The organism is Sporosarcina sp. P3, assembly GCF_002743415.1.
Lineage (GTDB): Bacteria > Bacillota > Bacilli > Bacillales_A > Planococcaceae > Sporosarcina > Sporosarcina ureae_A.
This window is the reverse complement of the sequence record NZ_PDZE01000018.1, coordinates 1-20379: the sequence shown is the minus strand read 5'-3', so window position 1 is coordinate 20379 and position 20379 is coordinate 1. Positions and strand designations below refer to the sequence as shown.

At 42.6% G+C, this 20379-nt stretch carries 19 protein-coding genes, 1 rRNA gene and 1 riboswitch; all 20 genes read right to left on the bottom strand.

Going from position 1 to position 20379, the window contains the following annotated elements:
* Positions 1-17: 17 nt before the first annotated feature.
* The gene (pcrA, locus tag CSV61_RS15675) at positions 18-2252 is read right to left on the bottom strand and encodes a DNA helicase PcrA (RefSeq protein ID WP_099639991.1); all 2235 of its coding nucleotides are present in this window, start codon (positions 2250-2252) and stop codon (positions 18-20) included.
* A 45-nt stretch (positions 2253-2297) separates the two neighbouring features.
* The gene (pcrB, locus tag CSV61_RS15670) at positions 2298-2996 is read right to left on the bottom strand and encodes a heptaprenylglyceryl phosphate synthase (RefSeq protein ID WP_099639990.1); all 699 of its coding nucleotides are present in this window, start codon (positions 2994-2996) and stop codon (positions 2298-2300) included.
* Positions 2997-3077: 81 nt separating this feature from the next.
* Positions 3078-3398: a YerC/YecD family TrpR-related protein gene (locus CSV61_RS15665; RefSeq protein ID WP_083033852.1), complete on the bottom strand. Its 321-nt coding sequence runs from the start codon at positions 3396-3398 to the stop codon at positions 3078-3080.
* Positions 3399-3424: 26 nt separating this feature from the next.
* Positions 3425-4444 carry a DUF3048 domain-containing protein gene (locus CSV61_RS15660; protein ID WP_099639989.1) on the bottom strand — a complete coding sequence of 340 codons (1020 nt, stop codon included), beginning with the start codon at positions 4442-4444 and terminating at the stop codon, positions 3425-3427.
* Positions 4445-4453: 9 nt separating this feature from the next.
* Positions 4454-6181 (bottom strand): adenine deaminase C-terminal domain-containing protein, encoded by a 1728-nt coding sequence (locus CSV61_RS15655; RefSeq protein WP_099639988.1) that lies wholly within the window; start codon positions 6179-6181, stop codon positions 4454-4456.
* A 337-nt stretch (positions 6182-6518) separates the two neighbouring features.
* Positions 6519-7778, bottom strand: coding sequence for a phosphoribosylamine--glycine ligase (purD, locus tag CSV61_RS15650; RefSeq protein ID WP_099639987.1), 1260 nt, complete (start codon positions 7776-7778; stop codon positions 6519-6521).
* A 21-nt stretch (positions 7779-7799) separates the two neighbouring features.
* Positions 7800-9335 (bottom strand): bifunctional phosphoribosylaminoimidazolecarboxamide formyltransferase/IMP cyclohydrolase, encoded by a 1536-nt coding sequence (gene purH / locus CSV61_RS15645; RefSeq protein ID WP_083033859.1) that lies wholly within the window; start codon positions 9333-9335, stop codon positions 7800-7802.
* 46 nt (positions 9336-9381) lie between these two features.
* Entirely contained in the window at positions 9382-9957 is a 576-nt protein-coding gene (gene purN / locus CSV61_RS15640) for a phosphoribosylglycinamide formyltransferase (protein ID WP_369824406.1), read from the bottom strand.
* A complete protein-coding gene (purM, locus tag CSV61_RS15635) occupies positions 9954-11009 on the bottom strand; it encodes a phosphoribosylformylglycinamidine cyclo-ligase (RefSeq protein WP_099639985.1) in 1056 nt (351 codons plus the stop codon). Before purM ends, purN begins: the two co-directional genes overlap by 4 nt.
* 11 nt (positions 11010-11020) lie before the next feature.
* Entirely contained in the window at positions 11021-12445 is a 1425-nt protein-coding gene (purF, locus tag CSV61_RS15630; RefSeq protein ID WP_099639984.1) for an amidophosphoribosyltransferase, read from the bottom strand.
* Positions 12421-14652 (bottom strand): phosphoribosylformylglycinamidine synthase subunit PurL, encoded by a 2232-nt coding sequence (gene purL / locus CSV61_RS15625; RefSeq protein WP_099639983.1) that lies wholly within the window; start codon positions 14650-14652, stop codon positions 12421-12423. The genes purF and purL overlap by 25 nt, the downstream gene beginning before the upstream one ends.
* Positions 14642-15325 (bottom strand): phosphoribosylformylglycinamidine synthase subunit PurQ, encoded by a 684-nt coding sequence (gene purQ, locus CSV61_RS15620; RefSeq protein ID WP_099639982.1) that lies wholly within the window; start codon positions 15323-15325, stop codon positions 14642-14644. Before purQ ends, purL begins: the two co-directional genes overlap by 11 nt.
* Complete coding sequence (purS, locus tag CSV61_RS15615; RefSeq protein ID WP_099639981.1) at positions 15322-15576, bottom strand: phosphoribosylformylglycinamidine synthase subunit PurS; 255 nt, start codon at positions 15574-15576, stop codon at positions 15322-15324. Before purS ends, purQ begins: the two co-directional genes overlap by 4 nt.
* A 37-nt stretch (positions 15577-15613) precedes the next feature.
* Positions 15614-16741 carry a 5-(carboxyamino)imidazole ribonucleotide synthase gene (purK, locus tag CSV61_RS15610; RefSeq protein ID WP_099639980.1) on the bottom strand — a complete coding sequence of 376 codons (1128 nt, stop codon included), beginning with the start codon at positions 16739-16741 and terminating at the stop codon, positions 15614-15616.
* The gene (purE, locus tag CSV61_RS15605) at positions 16738-17226 is read right to left on the bottom strand and encodes a 5-(carboxyamino)imidazole ribonucleotide mutase (RefSeq protein WP_099639979.1); all 489 of its coding nucleotides are present in this window, start codon (positions 17224-17226) and stop codon (positions 16738-16740) included. The genes purK and purE overlap by 4 nt, the downstream gene beginning before the upstream one ends.
* Before the next feature lie 160 nt (positions 17227-17386).
* Positions 17387-17487: riboswitch (purine riboswitch) on the bottom strand.
* Between the two features lie 127 nt (positions 17488-17614).
* The gene (locus CSV61_RS15600; protein ID WP_083033875.1) at positions 17615-17800 is read right to left on the bottom strand and encodes an NETI motif-containing protein; all 186 of its coding nucleotides are present in this window, start codon (positions 17798-17800) and stop codon (positions 17615-17617) included.
* Entirely contained in the window at positions 17797-18324 is a 528-nt protein-coding gene (locus tag CSV61_RS15595) for a DUF2179 domain-containing protein (protein ID WP_083033877.1), read from the bottom strand. Before CSV61_RS15595 ends, CSV61_RS15600 begins: the two co-directional genes overlap by 4 nt.
* A 464-nt stretch (positions 18325-18788) precedes the next feature.
* Entirely contained in the window at positions 18789-19670 is an 882-nt protein-coding gene (locus CSV61_RS15590; protein WP_099639978.1) for an IS3 family transposase, read from the bottom strand.
* Positions 19667-19960 carry a helix-turn-helix domain-containing protein gene (locus CSV61_RS15585; RefSeq protein WP_099639977.1) on the bottom strand — a complete coding sequence of 98 codons (294 nt, stop codon included), beginning with the start codon at positions 19958-19960 and terminating at the stop codon, positions 19667-19669. Before CSV61_RS15585 ends, CSV61_RS15590 begins: the two co-directional genes overlap by 4 nt.
* Positions 19961-20292: 332 nt before the next feature.
* Positions 20293-20379 (bottom strand): 5S ribosomal RNA (gene rrf / locus CSV61_RS15580); the annotation flags it as partial.

Below are 20379 nucleotides of genomic sequence, written 5' to 3'. Positions count from 1 at the left end.
CACTCCTTAAGGACGCTTTATTCTTTTTCAATTGGTGCAAATTTAGCTAATAGTCGCTTGATACCAACTGGGTTAGGGAAAGCAATATCCAATTCCATATCATCTGCCTTACCTTTAACACTCACAACCGTTCCAGTTCCCCATATTTTATGGGACGCCTTATCTCCTGGATTCCACTGCATTTTTTCTCCGCCACTTTCATTATAGGCTGGACGTTTGACTGCAGGTCGTCTGGTTTTCGCTTTAGGTGCTTGAGCGAAAGGTACACTCATACCATTGCCATCTGCTAATAGTTCTGTCAGTTCTTCTGAGATTTCATTGAGAAAACGAGATGGTTGATTGAAGTTTGACTTACCGAACAACATCCGGTGACCTGCACTTGTCAGGTAAAGGCGCTGTTCTGCGCGTGTAATCGCTACATACGCAAGTCTTCGTTCTTCTTCCATTTCTTCGGGATCTGCAAGTGCTCGAATATGTGGGAATATGTTTTCTTCCATACCGAGCACAAAGACTACAGGGAATTCTAAGCCTTTTGCTGCGTGCATCGTCATTAGGACGATTTTCTCCGTAGAAGTGTTCTCTTCCTTATCCAATGTATCAATATCCGCTACTAAAGCGAGGTCAGTCAAAAATGCAACGAGGGAAGGTTCTTCCTCTTCTTCAGCTGCACGCTTTTCAAACGCTTCTGTAACCGATAAAAACTCTTCAATGTTTTCAAGACGGCTTTCCGCTTCGATTGATTTTTCTTTTTCTAACATCTCACGATAGCCCGATTTATCAATGACTTCTTTCACTAGTTCAGTGATTGATAAAAATTCTTGCATTAGAGTAAATCCATTGATCAATTCATGGAATTTTACCGCTTCCGTTAAGGCTCTTTTAGGTAAGCCCATAAAATCTACTTCCTGCAATGAATCAAAAATGGAGCGGTCATTTTGTAATGCAAACGTCGCCATACGTTCGAACGAAGTTGCACCGATGCTACGTTTTGGCTCATTGATGATTCTTGCTAAAGCAAGGTCATCCTCATGATTTGCAATAAGACGTAAATAGGCGAGTAAATCTTTAATCTCTTTTCGGTCATAGAACTTCGTGCCGCCTACAATGGTATAATCAAGGTTTGACTTTAATAAGTATTCCTCAATTAGACGGGACTGTGCATTCGTTCGGTATAGAATTGCAAATTGATCCAATGTTAATCCTAGTTGTTCTTTCAATTCAATGATTTGTTGCACAACAAACTGTGACTCATCTTTTTCATCACGAGCTTTGTAAATCGAGATTAATTCACCCTCGGGATTCTCCGTGCGCAATTTCTTATCATAGCGACTTTTATTATTATCGATCACTTCATTCGCCGCTTGCAAAATCCTCTTGGTGGAACGGTAGTTTTGCTCTAAAAGAATGACATTAGCTTCTTTATAATCTTTTTCAAAAGATAGTATGTTACCGATATCCGCACCACGCCAGCGATAGATCGATTGATCGGAGTCACCTACTACACAAACATTACGGAATTTTGATGCCAGCATTTTGACGAGGCGATACTGCGCATTGTTTGTATCTTGGTACTCATCCACATGAATATACTGAAATTTGTTTTGATAATACTCGAGCACTTCAGGGACTCGTTCAAACAAGACTGTCGTCATCATGATCAAATCATCGAAATCCATCGACTGATTCTGACGCAGTTTTTTTGTATACCGATCATAGATATCCGCTACTGTACGTTCATGGGGGTTTTGAGGATTCGAATTTTTACGGAATTCTATCGCGTCTATACATTCGTTTTTCGCGTTGCTAATAATTCCAAGCATTGCACGCGGATCATTCTGTTTCGGGTCGAGATTCAGTTCTTTCAATACACGTTTCATTGCAGTCAATTGATCAGCACTGTCAAGAATAGTGAAATTTTTAGATAAGCCGATTCGATCTACGAACCTGCGTAAAATTCGAACACACATCGAGTGGAAGGTCGAAACCCACATACGTTCTCCAGAGCCTGGACCCAGTAGTCCATCAATTCGGTCACGCATTTCACGTGCCGCTTTATTTGTAAATGTAATGGCTAATATATTGGAGGGGTACACTTGTTTTTCCACAACCAAATATGCAATTCGGTGTGTCAATACACGAGTCTTCCCTGAACCTGCCCCCGCCATAATGAGCAATGGTCCCTCTGTCGTTTTGACTGCACGCGCTTGCTCAGGATTCATGCCTTTTAATAAATCATCTGATAATGTATTCATATTAGTACCGCCTTTTCAGGAACATTCGTTCTTATTATATACTACTCACATAGGTAAAGGAACAGATTTCACAGCATGGACTGTTTTAAGAGCCACTTGTAGGTCATCGTATACTACATTTCCTACTACTACCGTATCTGCAATGGCCGCCATTTCTTTCGCTTGTTCTGTTGAGCGAATTCCACCACCGTAAAAGAGACGAGTAGTAGTAAGTAATTCTTTTGCCGATCGAACAACTTGTGGATCACCGTATTGCCCACTGTACTCTAAATAAAAAATCGGCAAAGAAAATAAATGTTCAGCCATCCGTGCATATGCTTGTACATCTTCTTCATCGGGAACACGGTCTACGCCTGTCACCTTCGCAGCTGTACAATCCAAATTTAAAATACAGTAACCTTCCGTAACTAGCTCATCGAAGTTCATCATATGGCCGTATTCCCGAAGTGCTTCGTGATGCAAGCCGTTCAGCCATTTTGAATCCGTTGTGTTTAAGACCGTTGGAATGAAGTAATAATCGAATCCTGGCGTGACGGATTCAACAGTAGATACTTCCAATGCAAGGGGTACGGAAAAACGACGGAAACGTGCAAGTAAATCAAGTACGTTTTCCAATGTGACACCGTCAGACCCACCAATGATGACTCCATCCGTTCCAGACTCCGCTATGGCTTCTACTTGTTTATCTGATATTTCTTTCGCTGGATCAATTTTAAATGCATGTCGCCATGTTTTATAGTCCATTTTTTATTTCCACCTTCTTTTGTCATAGTAGTTATATATAACTTTTAAAAAACCGGTGGGTATGATCCCTGGCCGGTTGTGTTAGTTGTTTTTTGTTTGATTGTTTTGAAGTTCAGGGTACAGTCGATCCAACATAAGGTTATAGCCACCAGACCCGTAGTCTACGCAACGGCGTATGCGGGAGATCGTAGCTGTACTTGCGCCTGTTTCTTGTTGGATGCTGTCATAGGTTTTTTTCAGTTTGAGTTTATGGGCTACATCCAGTCTTTGTGCCAGTGATTGGACTTCACTCATCGTGCAAATGTCATCGAAAAACATATAACATTCTTCTACATCCTTTAGTTCTAGAATTGCCTGAAACAATTGATCTATTTGTTCTCCGCGGATTTTATCTATTTGCATGCTCTCGCCCTCTCTCTATGTCGATCTTACGGAGTATAAGTGACGGAAGTAGAAGGACCTGATAATGATGGAATAATGTGGATCCAAGTTTTTCCCGCTGTTAATTTCATAGGTAAATCTTGGTCTACTGGAGTTAAAAATCCATCCCTATTTTGCCATTCAATCGTTTTAGCGATCCCTTCATGAAACAGCATAGCTTGGCCGCCAGATTCTAGGTCAATTGCGAGCCTGCCTTGTTGATCAACTGTTTGATGATCCATTTCCATCACGATGATATTCGCCAATTCTATACGTCGTTCATTTAGCTTATCTACTGTATCAATACCGTTAACAGACCGATAGTACCGATTTTCTTCTTGATCATACGTGTACGTACTAATGAAATTCGGATCTGAACTGTACGATACTTGAACCGTTGATGCTATATCCCCTATTTTATCACTTTCATCAGGATTAAGGAAAGAAAAGGACGGCTGTGCAGTGATCTTTTCAGATGCATTCACAAGACTAAATGCTTCTGCAATATGTTCCTTTGATATATACGAGTTATGCGGAGCCCGACGATCCGCTGAACGTTCGAATAAAGTTCCATCATGACTTATCCCATTTATATGTTCAACTACCCGATCATCTAATAATTTCTTTGCATCTGGACTATAACCATGAGCGATATAAAATGCATCCATACCTTCTGCCAAGTGTACGAAATAGTCACGTGCACTTCGAATAGGGCCTATCTGATCCGGCACCTTACTTTGAAAAAGAGCGGCATAGCGTGTAACTTGACCTTCTGCTAAAAATTCATAAATCTGATCCGCGTCTGCCAATCCCGATTGTGGACGGGCTGCAGGAATATTACTGATTGTCGCTACAATAGGGCGATTGTTGATTCCATCTGTAATTTCACCTGTAAAAGAAGACACTTCAATCGGATTTTGTTTTTTCTCTGGTTCCTCTGGTTCAGACTGATCTTTTGAAGAGCATCCCCCAAGACATAGCAAGCTAACCGCGGCCGTCAAGAGTAACTTTCGTCCATTCCATCTCAATATGTGCTCCTACCTTTCTATATTAGGTATTAATCGTTCATTTTTCATTACTTGCACGACACCAATCGGCGTGATTCGGACATACGGCAAGTGAACAGATTGAAGGAATAACAACGTATATACGGCATCTCCATGCGCATATCCACGCTCTTTTAATGCTTTTTTCATTGCTAACTCTTCTTCGATGATGGTTTCCATCGGTTGAACAGACAACCCCCCTGCAACTTGCAGTGGTAACGTTTCAATTATCTTACCATTCTCAGCGAGTGCCATGCCTCCGCCTATTTTCTTTATTTCATTAAACGCTCTCTTCATCTCTTGCCAATCCTGCCCAATCAATAATACATCACCCGTATTTGAATAGGAAGATGCGAAACCTTGCAGATTTTTTCCGAATCCTTTTAGCATCGTATTGACTCGCCACTTGCCGTTCTTATCCAATAACATCAAATAACACTCATCACCAGATGCAATCGTCGGACTGCTAAGATCTAAATCACTTTCATATACTTTTGTAATCACATCATTAACCATCTGAATCCCCGTTGAAGAGGTGAATGTGAAATCTTCATCTGTCAGTTCATAAGGTAATTCAAATGCCGGCAACGCTTTCCAATCTACTGCTTTGAAAGCGTCGGACGATGTACTGTTTCGGAGTACCCACTTCCCTTTTGACAATACATCAGTTGGTACTGGATTGTATTCATCTTCTAAAAAATTCAATGTCGCAAAACGGCCTGTCGCAATTACACTATGCAAATCCGTAATATCGTAGTACCTCGCCACGTTATATGATGCCATTTGATACGCATCAATCGGTGGTACTCCCGCGTCAAGTGCTATTTGAATACATTGGTCCATTACACCTTCACGATAGAACGAAGGTGTGGAACCATCTGTCGTCATCATCAAATGATCAAAAACATCCCATTCCTTCTCAACAATACCTTTCAATAAATCTGGAAGATCTGGACGAATTGAAGAATAGCGCAATGTGGCGGCATATCCTTGCTGTAATCGTCTTTCCACTTCGTCAACAGTCATCGCTTCATGATCGCCGTCCGCCCCAAGCAATTTCATTCGGGCCAATGTACGTTCCGATGCACCTGGAAAATGTCCTTCGATCTTTTTACCAAGTCGTTTGGATTCCATTAAAGACTGCATGATCGTTTGGTCACCTTGTAGTAGTCTAGGCCAACCTGTCAGCTCTCCTGTCATCAATACATCAGGACGCTCCATCCATTTCACAACATTTCCAGTATTGAAAAGCTCTCTTTCATTTTGCAGTACAGTTTGCGAATCAACCCGTGCCCACCAATAAAATGAGAATGGTAGTTCATTCAGTTGATCAATGAATGCAAATGCAGTTTGCTGATCCAACATGGAGAATAAGATGAGATTATCCGATATAAAAGTTGTGGTTCCGCGACGGGATGCATAGTCAGCAAATGTTTCCGGATTATATAATTGAAATGGATGGACATGGGGCTCGATATATCCCGGGACTACTTTCTTGCCTGAAGCGTCAACACACTCTGTTCCTTCCAGAATAGCCGGCATACGCTCCCCTACATAAACGATTCGATCCCCTTGAATCCAAATGTTCCCTTGCATCCATTTCTTGAATATAGAATGTAAGTATGTAGCATTTTCAATTACGATATCAGGCGCTTTCTCTCCATTAATAATCGCAAGTTGTGACTGTATTTCTTTTGCACTCCACACGCCGATCACCATCCCTTTAAAGTAGTTTTACTGTTTGTTAACTATTGCTTTATAGTAACATAGCATTCTAATCCAGAATAGCTATGTCGCGCAAAAGTTGTCCACAAGTTGTTTTTCATTAATCCACAAGATAATGGATACTTACACACACTACTAACAACTTACTCACACTTTCTCCACTAATAAACCACAATTCATAAAAAACATTGTGGATAACTTTTTTCGCAACCGAATTAAATTGTATGCAGCATCTACTAAATCTTCACAGACTTTAAGCGTCTTCCTTTAGTACTAAAAAAGACTGTCCTAGAAGTAATATAACACTTCTAAGACAGTCCTATTTCATCTATTATTCAAATGTACGCCATCCTATATCCGTACGGTGGAAGAATCCATCCCATTGTTGATCAGCAAGACTATTGTAGACTTTTTCCTGCGCTTCTTTTAACGTAGCTGCCTTTGCTCCAACGAGAAGAACACGTCCACCGTTTCCGACGAAGTGATCATCTTCTAGCTTCGTGCCTGCATGAAAGACGTCAAGTCCGTTAGCAGTCAGTACATCAAGGTTGGGGAGTGCACGGCCATTCACTACATCAGATGGATACCCTTCCGATGCAATGACCACACCTAACATCGCTTCTTCATGCCATTCAAGATCGAACGATTCTCCAGCCATTAGTGCTTCCATGAACTTACCAAAATCCGATTTCATACGTGGTAAAACAACTTGTGTTTCTGGGTCTCCAAAGCGAGCATTGAATTCAATAACCTTCGGACCTTGCTCAGTAAGTATTAAACCAGCATAGAGGATACCTGTAAAAGGAATTCCTTCTTCTGTCATAGCCTCGACAGTAGGTACGACTACGCGATCGTATGCTTCTTGCACAATAGCATCTGAAATTTGTGGAACTGGGGAATACGCACCCATCCCGCCAGTGTTCGGACCGCGATCACCGTCATACGCACGTTTGTGATCTTGTGCAATCACCATTGGGTAGATTTGTCCATCATGAACGAACGACATATAAGAGAACTCTTCACCATCAAGAAATTCTTCTACCACCACACGTGATGATGATTCACCGAACTTTTGATTGCCAATCATGTCATCTACCGCATCTAACGCTTCTTGTAATTCCATTGCAACGATTACGCCTTTTCCAGCTGCCAATCCGTCAGCCTTCACAACGATCGGGGCACCTTGTTCGCGGATGAATGCCTTCGCTGCATCAGCATCCGTGAACGTTCCATAAGCTGCTGTTGGAATATCATACTTGTCCATGATTTCCTTGGCGAATGACTTGCTGCCTTCGATGCGAGCAGCCGCCTGAGTCGGACCAAATACTGTTAAGCCTTTATCTAAGAAATAATCAGCAATTCCTTCTGCCAGCGGCTGTTCCGGTCCAACGAACGTCAACGTAACACGCTGTTCGATGGCGAAGTCTGCCAAAGCCGCAAAGTCTGTAGCCGCAATATCCACACATGTTGCATCTTGCTGCATACCGTCGTTGCCAGGTGCCACAAATACTTCTGATACAGAAGGCGCTTGGTTGAACTGTTTGGCTATCGCATGTTCACGACCGCCACTTCCAATTACAAGAACTTTCATGTTCATCTACTCCCTACACGATTAATGTTTGAAATGACGTACGCCTGTGAATACCATCGTAATGCCGTATTCATTGGCTTTTTTAATAGAATCTGCATCTTTAACCGAACCACCCGGTTGAATGATTGCCGTAATGCCTGCTTTGGCTGCTGCTTCAACTGTATCATCCATAGGGAAAAATGCATCGGATGCAAGAGCTGCCCCTTTTGCGCGTTCGCCTGCTTGTGTTAGAGCGATTTTCGCAGCACCTACACGGTTCATTTGACCTGCGCCTACACCGATTGTCATATGCTCATCTGTTACGACGATTGCGTTAGACTTTACGTGTTTCACAACTGCCCATCCCAGTTTCATCGCATTCCATTCTGCTTCAGTTGGCTCTCGGTCTGTTGCCACTTTAATATCTGCTTCTTCAAAACCGTGCGCATCAGGCTGTTGCATCAATAATCCGCCTTCAACGGATACGGTGTTCCACTGATCTTTTTTCCGCTGTTCAAATGAAATCGTCAAAAGACGAATATTTTTCTTTTTGGTCAAGGTCTCAATTGCCTCTTCTGTAAATGAAGGAGCAATAACAATTTCAAGGAATATATCAGCAAGTTGCACGGCTGTTTCCTGATCTACTTTTTTATTCAATGCAATAATCCCACCGAAAATAGACGTAGAATCTGCTTCGTAGGCTTTTTGGAAAGCTTCAGCAATGGTCTCGCCTGTACCTACGCCACATGGATTCATGTGCTTAACCGCAACGGCTGCAGGCTCAGTAAATTCCTTTACGATTTGGATCGCTGCATTCGCATCTTGGATATTGTTATAAGATAATTCTTTTCCATGAAGCTGTTCCGCGTAGGCAATCGAGAAATCAGAGCCAAGCGGACGGCTATAGAATGCTGCCTGCTGATGCGGATTTTCTCCATAACGCAATGGTTGCTTCAATTCGTATGTATAGGTAACTTGTTCTGGGAATTGTTCGCCTGCAAGGTCTGTCAAGTAGCCGGAAATCAATGAATCATAGGCTGCTGTATGACGGAATACTTTAGCTGCTAAACGACGGCGCGTTTCAAGAGTTGTCTTGCCATCCGCTTTCAGTTCGTCAAGTACCGCACTGTAATCAGCTGCATCCACAATGACAGTGACGTATGCATGATTCTTTGCAGACGCACGAAGCATTGCCGGTCCACCAATATCAATATTTTCGATCGCATCTTCTGCGGATACGTCTGGTTTAGAAATCGTTTCTTTGAATGGATACAAGTTCACACACACTACATCGATTGGCTGGATGCCGTGCTCTTCCATTTGTGCTTGATGTTCGGGGTCATCTTGCTTTGCTAGTAATCCGCCGTGAATCATCGGGTTTAATGTTTTCACACGGCCTTCCATGATCTCAGGGAATCCTGTTACTTCATCTACAGCTGTTACAGCAACGCCATTGTCTTTCAAGTGTTTCATCGTACCACCAGTAGATAATAATTCATACCCAAGCTGTTCAAGTTCTTTCGCAAATTCTAGTACACCGCTTTTATCCGATACGCTTAACAATGCGCGTTTTTTCAAAGGAATTCCCTCCATTTTATAAAAAAAGCCTGTCATTTCAACAGGCTCATCGATTTTCAAATAAACTTTGCAAGGTTTCTGTGTATAATACATGTTCTACAGCATGGATAGCTAATGCAGTCCGATCAACATCCCCATCGACAACGTCTACTGCACGTTGAGCTAAAATCGGGCCCGTATCCATTCCTTCATCTACAAGATGTACGGTAACACCTGTTACTTTGACGCCAGCAGCCACAGCTTGTCCGATCGCATCCTTACCTGGGAATGAAGGCAATAACGATGGATGGATATTGAGGATCCGCTCAGGATAAGCTTCTAATAAAACAGGACCGATCAATCGCATATAGCCAGCCAATATCAGCCACTCCGCTTGTGCTTCTTGTAATTTTTCGAGTATTGCTTGTTCATATGCTATTTTTGTTTCGAAGCCACGAGGGCGAATAGCTACAATTGGTATACCTATTTCGTTTGCCCGTTCATTGACGAAAGCATCCGGTTGATCTGTCACCAGTAAAACGATTTCAGCTGGAATGCGCTCCGCTTTACAAGCTTCTGCCAAAGCGGCAAAATTACTGCCGCTTCCTGAAGCAAATACTGCGATCTTTACTTTATTCATTATGACAATGTCCCGTCATGCTCGCCGTTAAACGTGACGCCTTCTTGCTTCGTAACACGTCCGATTACATATGCTTCTTCACCGTGTGCTTTAGCGATTTCGATTGCTTTTTCAGCTTGTGCTTCCGGCAAGGCTACGACGAACCCAACACCCATGTTGAATACGCTATATAAATCACGATCCGTTAATTCGCCTTTTTCTTTCAACATCTGGAATACAGGAAGTACGGGCCAAGCGCCTAGATCTACTTCTACTCCAAATCCTTCAGAGAACATACGTGGAAGGTTTTCGAAGAATCCACCGCCTGTTATATGACCCATGGAATGTACATCAAGCTGTTGGTGCATCTCAAGTACCGGTTTTGCGTAGATCTTAGTCGGCTTTAATAACGCATCCGCTACTGTGCCAAGATCTTCATAACCTTCAATCGTACCGTTAATGTCTGCGCCCATTTGTTCGAAAACAATATGGCGTACTAATGAGTAGCCGTTCGAGTGAATACCGCTCGATGCGATTCCAACTAGTACGTCGCCTTCTTGCACACGCTCACCTGTAACTAGCTCGCTCTTTTCACAAGCGCCTACTGCAAATCCTGCCAAATCATATTCATCTTCTTCATAAAGTCCTGGCATTTCAGCCGTTTCTCCGCCAATCAATGCCGCACCCGATTGTACACAACCATCCGCTACACCTTTAACAATTGCTTCTACTTTTTCAGGAACTGCTTTACCTAGCGCCACATAGTCAAGGAAATACAATGGTTCTGCACCTTGCGCTACGATATCATTCACACACATTGCAACACAATCAATCCCGATTGTGTCGTGACGGTCCGCCATGAAAGCCAATTTCAACTTCGTGCCCACCCCGTCTGTACCCGAAATGAGTACCGGTTCTTTATATTCCAGCGCAGATAGATCGAACATTCCACCGAACCCACCAAATGCACCTGCTACCCCTTTACGGGATGTTCGTGCTACGTGAGACTTCATGCGTTCCACTGACTCATAGCCAGCTTCAATATTAACTCCCGCTTTTTCATATGCCTTCGACATGGAAAGGCCTCCTATCGTACGATTTCTTTTTCATGCGGCATTGCTGTATCCGAATAAATCTCAGTTGGATACTCTCCTGTGAAACAAGCTAAGCATTGTCCGCAGTTTTTCATTTCAGGTGACCGGCCATTCGATTCCAGCATTCCATCTATTGATAAGAATGACAGTGAATCGGCGCCAATCTCATCACGCATTTCATCTACAGTACGACCTGTCGCGAGTAATTCTGAATCAGAACTAATATCTACACCGTAATAACACGGAGCAATCAAAGGTGGCGAAGCTATGACGACATGGATTTCTTTAGCGCCCGCATCGCGAAGCATTGTGACAATTCGTTTAGATGTTGTCCCACGTACAATTGAATCATCGACCATAACGACGCGCTTACCTTCAACAACTTGGTGGACAGGTGAAAGCTTCATCTTCACACCTTGTTCACGCAACGCTTGAGATGGTTGAATAAACGTTCGTCCGACATAGCGGTTTTTGATTAATCCCAACTCATATGGAATGCCGCTTTGTTCAGAAAATCCAATGGCAGCTGAAATGCTAGAATCTGGAACCCCTGTGACGACATCTGCACTAATCTGCACTTCACGAGCCAATTGTTTACCGCAACGTTTACGTGCAGCATGAATATTGATACCATCGATATCTGAATCGGGACGAGAGAAGTAGACATATTCCATGGAACACATCGCACTGTCTGCTGGTTCTGCAAAACGCTCAGACACCAATCCACTATCATTGATAATCAGCAATTCACCTGGCTCTACAGAACGGACATGTTCAGCACCGATAATTTCAAATGCACACGTTTCGGATGCAACGACCCACGCATCTCCAATTTTCCCTAGTGATAATGGGCGCATACCGTTTGGATCTTGTGCAACCATCAAACCTTCGTCTGTCATTAAAACAAATGCAAATGCACCTTTTAAAATACTAAGTGCTTTTTTCACCCGATCCCGATGATTACGTGAACCACTGCTACGTTTGATCAAGTGAGCGAGTACTTCTGTATCGGATGTACTTTGGAAGATACTACCCTGACGCTCCAAATGTTCTTTCAAATCTGTCGCATTGATCAGGTTCCCGTTATGCGCGATAGCCAAGCTACCCGTTGTTGAACGGAAGACTAGTGGCTGAACATTTTCTATACCACGTCCGTCCTTTGTCGTATAGCGAACTTGCCCAATTGCGCCACGCCCTTCAAGTGAATCCAGTTTTTCGCCTGAGAACACTTCATTGACCAGACCTTCACCTTTTACTGCATGAAGACCGTTCTCGCCTTTGACGACGATACCGGCTCCTTCCTGTCCACGATGCTGAAGGGCATGCAATGCGTAATAGCTGAGCAGTGCAGCATCGTCATGTCCCCAAATACCAAATACGCCGCACTCTTCGTTTAGTCCTCTGAGTTCAGCAAGCATGCAATTGCCCCTTTCCAAGCAGTTTGGAACTCTTCTACCGTCCCTTCTACTAGGACAGTTCCTTCTGCGTCTTTGATGACGATTTCTTCGCCATCTGTCACTGTTCCGATTTTCACTGCATCTTCGACTTTCTCTTCAAATGCAGCTACTTGATCAGCTTGTACCGTAACTAAGAAACGTGACTGTGTTTCACTGAATAATGCAGTGACTGCTGACCCTTTCACTGTTACATCAACACCCAAACCTTGTGAACCGAATGTACCTTCACAGAGCGCTACTGCAAATCCACCTTCAGACAAATCATCCGCGGATTGAATCATTCCAGCTTGGATTGCTTCGAGAAGTTGTTGCTGACGCGTTGCTTCTACGTCCAAATCGATTGCAGGTGATTTACCGAAGATCTTTCCTTCGATCATTTGTTGCAATTCACTGCCGCCGAATTCTGTTTCTGTTTGACCGATTAAGTAGATCGCATCTCCAGCTTGTTTGAAACCAGGTGTTGTCACTTGGCTTAAATCATGGACGATTCCTACTAAACCAATTGTTGGTGTTGGATAGATTGGCACACCGTTTACTTCATTGGACAGAGATACGTTACCACCAATGACTGGTGCATTCAGTTTACGACAAGCTTCCGAAATACCGTCAGCAGACTTTTCCAGTTGCCAGAATACTTCTGGTTTGTCCGGACTACCAAAATTCAAGCAGTCAGTCAGTGCGATCGGCTCTGCACCTGAACATACAAGGTTACGTGCAGCCTCAGCTACCGCAATCTTACCGCCAACTTCTGGATCCAAATAAATAAATCGAGAGTTACAATCTGCAGTCATCGCAATCCCTTTATTTGTTCCTCTCACACGGATCACACCTGCTGAAGCTCCTGGCGCGAGCACTGTATTCGTTCTTGCACCTGTATCGAACTGATTATATACCCACTCTTTAGAAGCAATCGTTGGACGTTGCAATAAATCGAGTAATGTTTCTTTTATATTTGCAACTTGTGGTTCTTTATTTTCAATCGCTTGGTTTTCCGCAAACGATGCAGGTTCTTTTGATTCCTTCTGATAGCTCGGTGCGTCTTCAGCTAGAAGATCCGCTGAAACTTCTGCTACGACTTCGCCTTTATGGAGCAAACGAAGCATTTTATCATCTGTTACATGACCGATTGTTGCTGCTGTAATTCCATACTTCGTGAATAGTTCGATGACTTCTTCTTCACGACCCTTTTTCACAACAATCAACATACGTTCCTGAGATTCAGATAACATCATTTCATACGCTGTCATATTCTCTTCACGCTGTGGCACAAGATCTAAGTTCAATTCCACACCATAACCCGCTTTTGAAGCCATTTCTGCTGATGAAGAAGTTAGACCCGCTGCACCCATATCTTGAATACCAATCAATGCATCTGATTGAACTAGCTCTAAGCAAGCTTCCATCAATAACTTTTCTATGAATGGATCTCCTGCTTGCATGACCGGTAGTTCTTGCTCTTCTTCAATAGTTAGTTCAGAAGAAGACATGGTGGCGCCATGAATTCCGTCACGGCCTGTTGTAGCCCCCGCATATATCACTGTGTTGCCTATACCAGCTGCAACACCTTTTTGAATATCTTCATGATTCAACAAACCGACAGCCATCGCGTTGACTAACGGACGCTTCGAATAGCACTGATCAAATTGAACTTCACCAGCTACCGTCGGGATTCCCATTGCGTTACCGTAACTCGCAATTCCAGCAACCGCTTCTTCAAACAAGAATTGATCTCGAGGTTCTGTTAAATCTCCAAAACGTAGTGAATTGACTAACGCTACCGGACGGGCGCCCATAGAGAATACGTCACGAATGATTCCGCCAGCGCCTGTTGCTGCACCAATAAAAGGCTCGATTGCCGATGGTGAGTTATGAGATTCCATTTTAAACACAGCAGCTTGATTATCACCGATGTCTACAATCCCAGCACCTTCACCCGGCCCTTGTAGTACACGTGTACCTTCAGTAGGAAATCTGCGTAACACAGACTTTGAGCTTTTATATGAACAGTGCTCTGACCACATGGCAGAGAACAGACCTGTTTCTACGTAATTCGGAGTACGCCCAAGTTTTTCCACTGCGCGCTCATACTCTGCATCCGTCATGCCCATTTGGAGATATAGACGATTTTCTTTAATTTGCTCAGCTGTAGGCTCGTGATTAATTGACATGCTGTTCACCCCGATTGTTCATGATTGATTGGAATAAAGCCGTTCCATCTGTTCCACCGATGATTTCTTCTACCGCACGTTCAGGAAGTGGCATCATACCGAGGACATTGCCATTTTCATTCGTAATTCCTGCGATTGCTTCTGTACTGCCATCTGTATTTTCATTCGCATATGTGAAGACAATTTGATTATTGTTTTTAAGTACTTCTACTGTCTGCTCATCTGCATAGTAGTTACCAAATTCATTAGCAACTGGCAATGTAAGCATTTGACCTTGTGTATATTCTTTTGTGAACGCTGTATTGTTATTTTCCACTCGAATAGTATCTTGAGCCGAACGGAATTTCAAATCTTTATTACGTAAGAATCCACCCGGGAGAATACCTGCTTCTACTAAGATATGAAAACCATTACCTACACCTAGAACTAACTTGCCTGACTCAGCAAATGCTTGAAGCTGTTTGCAGGCAGGTGAACTTTTCGCCAATGCACCCGGACGTAAGTAATTGCCGTATGATGTGCCTGTCGGTAATAGAACTGCATCGAATTGATCGAGTTGATCAGCTTCAGTATGCCAAACGTATTCTACATCTTGCTTTACTGTTTCCTCAATTGCATGGTACATATCAAGATCACAAGTAAGACCTGGGAATACTAGAACGGCGAACTTCATTTGCTGGAAACCTCCCCAATTTCAAAGCGATAATCTTCAATGACTTTATTGATCAATAGATCGTTACACATTTCATTCACACGTGCTTCAATTGTTTCTTCTGATCCATCCAGCTGTAACTCGATCAATTTCCCAACCCGTACACTTTTCACTTCTTCATAGCCTATCTTCTGAAGTGCTTCAGTTGTCGCGATGCCTTGTGGATCTACAACACTTTCACGTAGTGTTACATAAATTGTTACTTTCGTCATTGTCAGTTCCTCCCAAAGTGGAAATAATAGTTTTTTATTAGTTATGATCTTGCCATATATTAGACTGCTCAATTTCTTGTAGAGTTTCTTCAAGTCTTTCTGTCATGATCGTGACGTGACCCATTTTACGTTTTTCTTTTACTTCTGCTTTGCCGTATAAATGAATGGACCAATCTGGATAATCCGCAATGCGCTCTTGAAGTGGTGCTACATGTTCCCCAAGCACATTTACCATAATAGACGGTGCCCATAACTTCGGCTCGCGTAAAGGCCAACCACAGACTGCACGCACATGCTGATGGAATTGTGAGACGTTACATGCCTCAATTGAGTAGTGACCAGAGTTATGTGGGCGTGGGGCTAATTCATTAATAATGATTGTACCGTCCGGCAGTACGAACATCTCAACTGCCAGTGTCCCTACCAACTCTAAATGACTCGCTATTTTCTGTGCTGCATTTTCTGCTTGCTCTAAAACCGCTTGATCTACGCGTGCTGGTACAATCGATTCGTGCAAAATATGATGCTTATGAATGTTCTCTGCAATCGGCAGACAATAGGTTTGTCCCGCAGGGTTTCGTTGAATAATAACCGAAATCTCTTTTTCAAATGGAACGAAAGCTTCTGCAATACAAGAAGAATGCGTAAATAGATCTTTGGCACTTTCCATTTGCTCTTTCGCTTCAAGCTTTATTTGACCTTTACCGTCGTAACCGCCAAAAGCAGTTTTTACAATACACGGGAAACCAAGTTCATCTATTTTCTGTACTAACTCTTCATATGTCTCAGCGGTTATGTAAGGCGCAACCGGTACCCCAGCCGCTTGAATCTCAGCTTTTTCATTGACGCGGTTTTGCGTGATACGGACTAGTTCGGCACCTTGAGGTACGTAAGCTTTCTCTGTCAGCCGTTTCAATCCTTCATAATCAATATTTTCAAATTCAAATGTAATGACATCACTTACTTGGCTTAATTCATTCAGCGCTTCTTCATCATTATACGGTGCCACGATTTCGATATCCGCTAACTGTCCGCAAGGGGAATTTTTTGTTGGATCAAGTACCGCAATCTTGAAACCAGCTTCTTTTGCCGCAAGTCCCATCATCCGTCCCAATTGGCCACCACCGATGATACCGATTGTCTGTCCTGGTTGAATCAGTTTCAATTTAGTTCACCACTGCTTTCTAACGAGATCTTCTCCATTTCATCGCGTCTTTGCTGTAGTTTCTTACGTAATTGCTCATCTTGTACACAGAGTATTTGAGCTGCTAGAAGGCCGGCATTCGTAGCACCCGCTTTACCGATTGACACAGTCGCTACAGGTACACCTCCTGGCATCTGAACGATGGATAATAACGAGTCCATGCCATTCAATGCTTTAGATTGCACAGGCACACCAATAACAGGAACTAGCGTTTTTGCTGCAACCATCCCTGGTAGATGGGCAGCTCCGCCTGCTCCTGCGATAATGGCGTGTAATCCCTTTTTTTCCGCTTGTTCCGCATAGTCAAACATGAAATCCGGCGTACGGTGGGCTGATACTACTTTCTTTTCATAAGAAACTCCTAGTTCATCTAATATGTCGCATGCATGCTTCATTGTTTCCCAGTCGCTCTTACTGCCCATAATGACACCAATTTTCGGTTCCAAATCCAATCCGCTCCTTCATGTACAACATGATTTAATATAAGATAATAAAAAGGTCCTTGAAAACTCCACTTTTCACATGCACAAAAAGCAGAACTTTCAAGGACCTTTACCAAAATGGATACATAGCTAGCATAATCTAGCTATTCTCCATGATTATCCAAGAAAAATTGCTTTCCCACATAGTGTAGACATTTACGGTGTCTTGGTAGAAACGCCACAGCCAATTCTGCAGCATATACGGGGAACTCATTTACTCTTATTATATTATCAATTATTACATAATCCGTCAACTAAAAGACGAACAATATAATATAAGTCTTTTACAATCATTCGCTTTTAAGTTGACATATGAATGAATAACCATCAGCTACCTCTCTTCTGATAGTTATTAGCTATTTTTTATACCTTGAAACTGTGTTTGCTGTTTAATAGGAACATACTCTTCTCCGACCTGTTTAAATAGTGGCTTCTCACGTCTCGCAACAACGGTATACCCCATACTTTGAATTCTCTCCAAACATTCCTCGAGTGTCTCATTTTCTTCCCTATCAAACCACATCTTTTGTTTACTCATTTAAATAACTTGCCTCTTTTCACACTCTTCACCCAGAATCCACCATGTATCGACTTAGGTTCATACGATATAATAAATGCTTTCGGATCGAGTTCCGTTATCGTTTTATACAATTGCACTTCATATTTACGAGGTGTCAGAATCTGCATAGTAGAACGATGACCACTTAATCCATTAGCTGCTGAGTCTGTCACACCATAACCAAGTCGGCGCAATTCAGCAGGCATTTCTTTATCAACATCTGCTGTTATCACGTTCACTGTTATATAACCGAGTGCTAAACGTTCTTCAATTTTCGAACCGATAATAACCCCAATTCCATACCCAAGTGCATAAGCTATCAAGTTCTGGATTTGATCGAGATTATCCAGTACCAATCCAAGCCCGATGACGTATACTACCGTTTCAATCATACTCACCGTTGCGGCTATATAACGATAGCCTTTGAGTGTTAGGATTATTCGTATTGTCATAAACGTTACATAGACAATATTGATCGCGAAAATAATTAATATCATTACCATTGCACCACTCCTTTAAACAAGTAGGATAATCGTATCGCGCCTTAGTTAAAAACTCAAGGAAAGTCTTTTAAATAATAGATTGTAAGAAGCGATTGTTGGAAGAGAGAGATGGATAGAGCGTTTTGCTGGGTTCGTAGAGTGGTGGAGCGGACAATATAGAGCGAGACGTGGGGTGATAGAGCGGATACAGTGACTTGTTGAGCGGATACGCGGAGTGATTGAGCGCTTACTGTGACCTGTTGAGCGGATACGCGGAGTGATTGAGCGCTTGCCTGAGACCATTGAGCGGATACGCCGAGTGATTGAGCGCTTACTGTGACTTGTTGAGCGGATACGCGGAGTGATTGAGCGCTTGCCTGAGACCATTGAGCGGATACGCCGAGTGACTTACAACCTGTCAAGTAGACACTCGATAAAACGCACATGAAGAAGTACTCTACAATCCGCATGCAATCTTTTATCTATCAGGCGACCTGATTGCTTCTGTATGCAATAGGCGTTCCAGATAGTTTCCTTTGTGGTCGTACTTCGTTATAATATGAAATATAATCGGTTACCGCTTGAATCATTTCATACTCGGTTTCAGGTTCTACAAAACCTGGCATCTCTGTCTTCAGCTTCCCAAAGAAGCTTTCGATACATGCATTGTCCCAGCAGTTGCCTCTGCGAGACATGGATTGTATGAGATTCATTCGCTTTAATCGGTTGACGTAACGAGGACTTGTGAATTGAATGCCTTGATCACTGTGAAGGATCGCATTCGGTTGGGCAAGTCCTTTTTCTTCTACTAAGTTAAGCGCCTTAAATACTAAACTCATCTCCATCGTATCCTGTATAGAATAGGCGATAATTTCGTTATTAAACAAATCAATGATTGCACATAAATAAATGAATTTTTCGCGTGGCTTAGTTACACGTAAGTACGTAATGTCTATACATAGCTTCTTCCCTGGAAGAAGAGCCGTAAAGTTCCGATTCAAAATATTATCACAGACAAAGTGAATACCACCTGTTTTCTTCGGTTTTCTTCTTTTAGTTTTCAAAGGCATATTATAATATTCTCTCATCCTTTGGATCCGCTTTTCATTCACCGTGATCTGATACTTCTCTCGCAGTGCGTCCTTAAATCGTATGTTCCCGAGATTACCACCATGTGTGATGTAAAGAGAAAGCATTTGTGTGAGGAGTTCTTTATCTCTCTCCGCCCTTGAAGGGCGACTGGGAGTCTTTAGTCGTTTATAGTAACCTGATCTACTTAAATGCTGTGTGTGTTTTATCAATTCCGTAATAGGAAATCGATCTTTATAAGCTTCTACAAAATCAAAATCAGCTGCAGTTGAATTCACCCCCTTTTTAGATCTAAAAGCTTTTTTAAATAAAGATTCTCTAGTTTCAAATGTTCATTTTCTTCTTCTAAACTTATTTCTTTTTCTCTTCCTTTATTAGAAATCCCTCGAGTATCCTTCAAGGCTTCCAAAGAGTTGGCATCTTTTACCTTGCGTACCCAGTCATAAATTCTCCTACGGTTCTTAATCCCAAATTGCTCTTGTAAATCAACTGCTCGATGCCCCTCTAAAAATCGCTCAACTACTTCTCGTTTTGTCTCTTCTGAATATACTCTCGTTTTCTCCGCCATCTTCTCAACCCCTTATCTATATGAATTGTAGAAGTGCGCTTTATAGTTTGTCTACTTTGAAGGTATTCTATCAGAGTGATTGAGCGCTTACTGTGACTTGTTGAGCGGATACGTGGAGTGATTGAGCGCTTGCCTGAGACCATTGAGCGGATAAGCGAAGCGATTGAGCGGATGAGCGCAACTCAATGAGCGTTTAAGCAGCAAAATAGAACGAATAACCCAAATCTATGAGCGAGTTAAGTATGAATACATCATATTCCATTCAACTCTTTCTATTACTAAATACAAATACAAAGCACAAAAAAGCCACTCCCCATAGGGAATGGCTTCGTGCCTAGCAACGTCCTACTCTCACAGGGGGAAACCCCCAACTACCATCGGCGCTGAAGAGCTTAACTTCCGTGTTCGGTATGGGAACG